This is a genomic window from Nocardia sp. NPDC003345 (assembly GCF_053589395.1).
Genome location: NZ_JBSFRU010000569.1, coordinates 1 through 1,802 on the forward strand (window position 1 = coordinate 1; position 1,802 = coordinate 1,802).

General features: G+C 71.8%; 1 protein-coding gene. It reads left to right on the forward strand.

Annotated features, from left to right (window positions below; all coding sequences use genetic code 11):
* Positions 1–115: 115 nt before the first annotated feature.
* On the forward strand, positions 116–1,802 hold a 1,687-nt coding region (locus ACWDU1_RS32060; protein WP_450004168.1), incomplete at its 3' end, for an AAA family ATPase.

The following is a 1,802-nucleotide window of genomic DNA, read 5'->3' on the forward strand; positions in this document are numbered from 1 at the left end:
CCCGAAGCGAGGCGGCGCAGCCGCGAGTCTCGGGCGCTGAAACACGGGACCTCGGGGCCCGCAACCCGCGCCGACGAAGTCGGCGCCAATAAACACAGCTAATAAAATCTGTGTTGTGGCTGAGTTGGCGTTGACGGTTCGGTTGAATGCTTCCGCGGCGGATGCGCGGCGGGGGGTGATCCGGTTGCATCCCGAGGTGCTGACCGCGCTCGGGTTGCGGGAGTGGGATGGGATCACCTTGGTGGGGGCGCGGCGGACGGCGGCGGTGGCGGGCCGGGCTCCGGCGGGGACTCCTGCGGGGACGGCGCTGCTCGATGATGTGACGTTGTCGAATGCCGGGCTGCGGGAGAACGCGACGGTGGTGGTGTCGCCGGCGGTGGTGCAGGGAGCCCGGCATATCTCGGTGAGCGGGTCGCGGCATGCCACTCAGTCGATTCCGGCGGCGACGTTGCGGCAGGCGTTGCTGGGGAAGGTGGTGACGGTGGGGGATACGGTTTCGCTGTTGCCGCGGGAGCTGGGGCCCGATATTCCGTCGTCGGTGGCCAGTCAGGCGTTGTCGCGGGCGTTCGGTATCGCGTGGACCTCCGAGCTGCTGACGGTGGTCGCGACCGATCCCGCGGGCGGGCCGGTCAGTGTGCAACCGAATTCGGCGGTCGAATGGACGGCGGGAGCGGCGACCGCCGCGCAGCCGCCGGCGGTGCGGGTGAACGGTGACGGCGGGGTGCGGCAGTCGCTGGTGCCCAGCCATCTCGATACCGTGACCGGCGGTGATCTGCCGGGGGCCGTGCCGGTGGCGAGCGCGCCGGCGACCGAGGTCGGGGTGGAGGAACTGGCGGGGGCGCGGGCGCAGGCGGCGAAGCTGGCCGAATGGCTGAGTTTGGCGTTGGACGAGCCGGAATTGCTGAAGGCACTGGGCGCGACACCGCGGCTGGGTGTACTGATCACCGGTCCCGCGGGGGTGGGTAAGGCGACGCTGGCGCGAGCGGTGGCGGCGCCGCGACGGGTGGTGCAGTTGGACGGGCCGTCGGTGGGCGCGGCGGAGAGCGGGGCCCGGCTGCGTGAGGTCGCGGCGGCGGTGGCCGCGGCGAGTTCGGGGCAGGGCGCGATTCTGCTGGTCACCGATATCGACGCCCTGCTGCCGGAACCCGCCGAACCGGTGGCGACCCTCATCCTGGACCAGTTGCGGGCTGCGGTGGCCGCACCGTGTGTGGCGCTGCTGGCGACCACCTCGAACCCGGCCGGTGTCGATCCGCGCTTGCGGACCCCGGATCTGTGTGACCGGGAGCTCGCGCTGACTCTGCCCACCGCCGCGGTGCGCCGCACGCTGCTGGAGCAGTTGCTGCGCAAGGTCCCCACCGGGGAGCTGCGATTGGAGGAGGTGGCCGCGGCGACGCCGGGGTTCGTGGTGGCCGATCTCGCCGCGCTGTGCCGAGAGGCGGCGTTGCGGGCGGCGGCGCGGGCCAGCCGCGACGACAGCGAACCGCGGCTGCTGCACGAGGATCTGGCGGGTGCGCTCGAGGTGATCCGGCCGTTGTCGCGTTCGGGCAGTGAGGAGTTGGCGATCGGCAGCCTCGGTCTCGACGATGTGGGCGATATGGCCGAGACCAAGCAGGCGCTCACCGAGACGGTGCTGTGGCCGCTGCGCCATCCCGATTCCTTCGCCCGGCTGGGTATCGATCCGCCACGCGGGGTCCTGCTCTACGGGCCGCCCGGTTGCGGGAAGACCTACCTGGTCCGGGCGTTGGCGGGCAGCGGGCAGCTCAGTGTGCACGCGGTCAAGGGCGCGGAGCTGATGGACAAAT